4 protein-coding genes and 1 tRNA gene are annotated in these 4,297 nt (G+C 56.6%); 1 reads left to right on the top strand and 4 read right to left on the bottom strand.

Translation table 11 applies throughout. From position 1 onward, the window contains the following. Positions 1-140 precede the first annotated feature (140 nt). From EN884_RS27575 to EN884_RS27555, 4 genes are all read right to left on the bottom strand, one after another. Entirely contained in the window at positions 141-848 is a 708-nt protein-coding gene (locus EN884_RS27575) for a Crp/Fnr family transcriptional regulator (RefSeq protein ID WP_063168079.1), read from the bottom strand. 608 nt (positions 849-1,456) lie between these two features. Next, complete coding sequence (locus EN884_RS27570; protein ID WP_013531389.1) at positions 1,457-1,837, bottom strand: hypothetical protein; 381 nt, start codon at positions 1,835-1,837, stop codon at positions 1,457-1,459. A gap of 269 nt (positions 1,838-2,106) precedes the next feature. Next, the gene (locus EN884_RS27565) at positions 2,107-2,760 is read right to left on the bottom strand and encodes an outer membrane beta-barrel protein (RefSeq protein WP_013531390.1); all 654 of its coding nucleotides are present in this window, start codon (positions 2,758-2,760) and stop codon (positions 2,107-2,109) included. A gap of 1,097 nt (positions 2,761-3,857) precedes the next feature. Further along, positions 3,858-3,933: transfer RNA gene (locus EN884_RS27555), tRNA-Thr, on the bottom strand. A 156-nt stretch (positions 3,934-4,089) separates the two neighbouring features. On the opposite strand from EN884_RS27555, the gene EN884_RS27550 reads away from it, so the two are divergent. Beyond that, a complete protein-coding gene (locus EN884_RS27550) occupies positions 4,090-4,257 on the top strand; it encodes a hypothetical protein (RefSeq protein WP_013531392.1) in 168 nt (55 codons plus the stop codon). Positions 4,258-4,297 lie beyond the last annotated feature (40 nt).

Raw genomic sequence — 4,297 nt, 5'->3', positions numbered from 1 at the left:
GGGTTGGATTGCAATCGCATCGGATCGCGGCTTCCGCAGCCGTTTCGTGTCACCGGCAATGTGGGCGGGACGGGCTGTATTGCTGGCGCGAGGCGCAGGTGCTTGGATCACCGCGGCCTACGTCCGGCATGCTTGGAGCGCTATAATCCAACTAGCCGAACGTAATCGGCTTCTGGCTTGCCGTAGGTGCCGTTTGCGCAGGCCGCAAGTCCGCTGCGGTCCCTGATGTGCACTTCGCCACGTCGAGAATAGATGAAACCACGTCCTTCCAGAACTTGCAGCCCAACGGTAACGCCTGGGCGTCTTGCTCCAAGCATGACGGCGAGAAACTCATGGGTGATCGCAAGGCGCTCGCCGTGGACCCGATCGTCACACATTAGAAGCCAGCGCGCCAACCGCTCTTCAAGGTTTGATTTTGCGTTGATCAGGGCCGTATAGCTGGTCTGGATGTGGAAGTAGTGGACATAGCGCAACAGGAAAAGGCGCAACGTTGGGCTGTTCGCAAGAGCCTCCTTGAAGGGCTCGGTTCCCATCCTGAAAGCGCTGCCGGCCGACTGAACGTAGCATTGATGCGCTGCATAGTCAGCGCCCATCACGAGCGCGGCACCGGTCATTCCCTCAAAGCCGACAAGGCCCACCTCGGCTTCCTTACCTGAAGCCGTCGCGACCACAGAAGCGATGCCGTCCTCCAGGAAGTACACCGTCTCGATCTCCGAATCGGCTTTCTCTAAGGTCATTTTCGGCTCGAGGTCACACAGTTCAAGGTGTGGCTGCAAAAGCCCCAGGTCACCAGGGTCAAGCCTGCGCAACAATTGGTTTCTGTAGGAATCGTTCTCTGGATTGGTCATAGCTCAATCCCGCTTGGGGCAAGAGCTTTCCAATCTCCCTGCCGTCTGCGCCCGTAGACACGTGCAGACGATTTAAAAAATATACGCCCTCTGGCGCGCGATTGACAGTGAAATGCAACCTGATGCACGGCGTCCCCTCAGCCGCCGAATTACAAAACAGGGGTGTACAAAGTTACAGGGTTGGAATCGTACAGAACTCTGCTTCGTACGAATCCGACAATTTGTGATCGCAGCCAACGAGCCGGCATGATGTACATGGTTATCAATGTCGAGGCAGAGCGACGAGAGGGCGACCGACCGACTGGCAAGGCGACGGTTGTGCCCCATAACGGGTCAAAAGTTTGGCATCTAAATTGCTTTCACAGGTATGGGGTGGGCGAGAGCCCGTCGCTTCGCAAATGGAGCGGCGGGTCTACCCTACCAGTGACTGTCGAATGGCCACGGCAGCAGAATGTACCGCCTTTCAGCAGAAACTAACGGAACATCCGTACTCGCCCGAAGTTGGATTGCAGGAAGCGTCGCATGCGGGCTTCCGCAGCCCGTTTCGTGTCACCGGCAATGTGGGCGGGACGGGCTGCTTTGCGTTGGTACGCAATTTATACCGCTGACTACTTGTGGGTAATCCAGTCCAACAAGCCAACGTTAACCTGCTCGCACCCGACATATTCGCGGACCAAGCTTTCAGCCAGGTGGCGCCATTCACACTCGGGAACGCCTGTTTCCCTGACCAGGTTTCGAAACGCCGAGCGGAGAATGTCGGCATCGAAGGCCGAGACGGCAACAGGACCTGGCTCCGGATCTCCCTCCCGGGCCATGTCATCGCGATGACGTTGGCGAAGGCGCTTGAGCAGTTCGCGCGAGGCCTCGATTGCGCGTCGGGAGTGGTCCATATCACGGCGAAATGAGGCAGTGCCGGCCAGGGAATGGTGCCGCAACCGAAAGCTGGTTTCTATAACCGCGCGTGCGACTTCTATATGCGTTTCTGCCATCGCGGCCTCCCTTCCTGCGAAAGGATTTATTTACTCTCTTGTCACGCGTGACCCAAGAAGGATTCAACGTACGGTTTGGTACGAAGGGATGGCGCGCAGATGGGCATGGTCCGGAACGAACGAAGGGCCTGAACGGCAAACTATTTGCGATCCAGGCCCCTAGCCGTCGGGTTCGCGGCGACATTGCGCCCGCGGAATGCCATTCACAAGCTGGACCTTGGTCTTGCCATTCCCGCGGGGGGCGTCAAAGTCGGAGACGCGCTGAACAGTTAGAACTTCATCGCGATGCCGACGCGGAAATCGTGCGTCTGAAGCGTGTGTTCCAGCGTGCATCCGCCGCCACAATATTCAAGCGACTTCTTGCCGAAGAAGGAGAAGTCGTATTCGCCGCGCAAGAACACGTTGTGTGTGAGCGCGACGTCGATGCCTGCTCCAACAACACCACCGACCAAGGTGGCATCCCGCTCAGCGTTTCCACCCGGGTAGAATGTCTTCAGCTTTGCAGCGGTTACACCAGCCGTGACGAACGGCATGTAGGCTCCCATGTCCATGCCAACGCGACCCTTTACGGATCCGAACAAACCTGTGGAGGCGTCAAGGACGCCTGGGCCTGGAATATCGTCGAAGGTGTTCTTCTTGAAGCGGTAGCCAAGCTCGCCTTCGACGCCATAGACAATCTTGCCGGATTGGAGGTTATAGCCTGCAAAGCCGCCGACCGTTGCCGAGCCGACATTATGCGTTGCGCCAGCCTGGGCGCCCGGTCCATAGATCTTGTAGTGTTCCAACGTTCCGGCACCGAACACGCCGGCGTATGGCCCTTGCCAGGTCCATTCAGGGGTATCGACAGGAGCGATCGTCATATCGGCAGCCATGGCCGGAGCCGCGGAAAGCGCAACGAATGAAGCGAGCAAAAAAGCTTTCATGAAATCCCCATCAAAATCGCCAATCGCTTTATATCGATGAGCCTGCAACTTTGTATATAGCTAGGAAGTCACACCCGTAGGCTAAGTTGCTGCGCCTGAATTCGGCGAAATAGGTATCGGGATGGCCGGTGCAAGCAGGCATCCCTCGAAGAGCTCAATACTTCCGCGTCAGGCTTCGATGCGGGCATTATCGAGAAATTCAAGTGCGGAGCGTGGAAGGGGTGCCGTTCTGATCTTCAATGAAGCCGCTGCCGCACGGATCAGGCTTGCAGCTGTGTTCGTGAAGAATGCCGATGGGTATACCGGACGGCTCAATCCGCAGCAATCAGGAAGGATGCCGTCGACGCCATAGTTAGGCGGCGGCGCGCAGGGCGGTGACTCGCCCAATGTCCGGGTCCCTTCGCAGCCATCTATCGGTAAAGTCCCGGGTATTTGGCCTTCTCAGCCTGGCAATTTCCCGCTCTCTGGACCGCCATGGCGTAAGCTCTTTCATAGGTGTGAATGGCCTTCCGGAACTTAGGAGGATTAGGCGTCAGGTGTTTTTCTATCCCCTCGTACAAAAGCACAGGGACAGCAATGATAGCTTTTCCATTCTCTGTAGGCCTCAGCCGGCACCTTTGCATAACGCCGTTGAGGTTACCTGCCATTTTAGCGGCCAAATTTAACTTGGCATCGGGCATCCCGACCAGGAAGTGGATATTGTCCTGTCCTGCCGAAGCCGCCGAAGACGCGAAGCAAATTGCGGCGGCGAGTGCGACCAAAATGCGGATCAAAGTGACGTCCCCCCAATATTCCCAAATCTGAGCCAGGCTGAATATTTGGCAACCTAGCACCAAGCACACTATCCACAAATATGACACCTTCAAAACGCTCTCGCTCGATGCGCCAATGGGAGGGACTGACCTTAGGCGAATCGATTTGCTGGTGGCGCCGGAACCTTACGAGCCGGAGGAGGACGAAGAGGATGATCCGGATACGGTGATGCTCTGGGCGGATACTCGCGTTGGCAAATGAAAAATTCCAGGTGGATAAGCGGTGGATCGAACCCGAACCTTGTTTTCTAAGCTTTTGAAAATGTTATGGTTTTTGCATTGTGCTGGTGCCCCCGGACGGAATCGAACCGCCGACCTTCGGTTTACAAAACCGCTGCTCTACCAGCTGAGCTACAAGGGCACGGCGCTCCGGTTAGCATATTTGTTGAGCCAGTAAAGACAAAACTCCGTTTTTTCCCGGCATGCCGCATGGGCCATCGGCGAGGGCATCCTGAAAACCGCCGGATTGCTTCCTACATCTAGGGAAGGGTGCAATCGCTTCGAGCAGGGGTGTCGCATGATCAGATTTGTCATCATTCTCCCGATCATCTTCGTGGCCTGGATGCTGCTGGTGAAGATCATCAGCGACGTGAAGAAGGCCAATGTCGACTGGACCGGCGTCACCACCATCATCGGTTTCATCGCGCTGGCGTTCTGGCTGCGCCATGTCACGGGGATGGGGTGAGGGAATAGGAATAGGGGAATAGGGGAATAGGGGAATAGGG

This window comes from Mesorhizobium sp. M7A.F.Ca.AU.001.01.1.1, assembly GCF_004022735.1.
In the GTDB taxonomy this organism is placed as follows: Bacteria; Pseudomonadota; Alphaproteobacteria; order Rhizobiales; family Rhizobiaceae; genus Mesorhizobium; species Mesorhizobium ciceri.
This window is presented reverse-complemented; position numbering and strand designations above follow the sequence as displayed.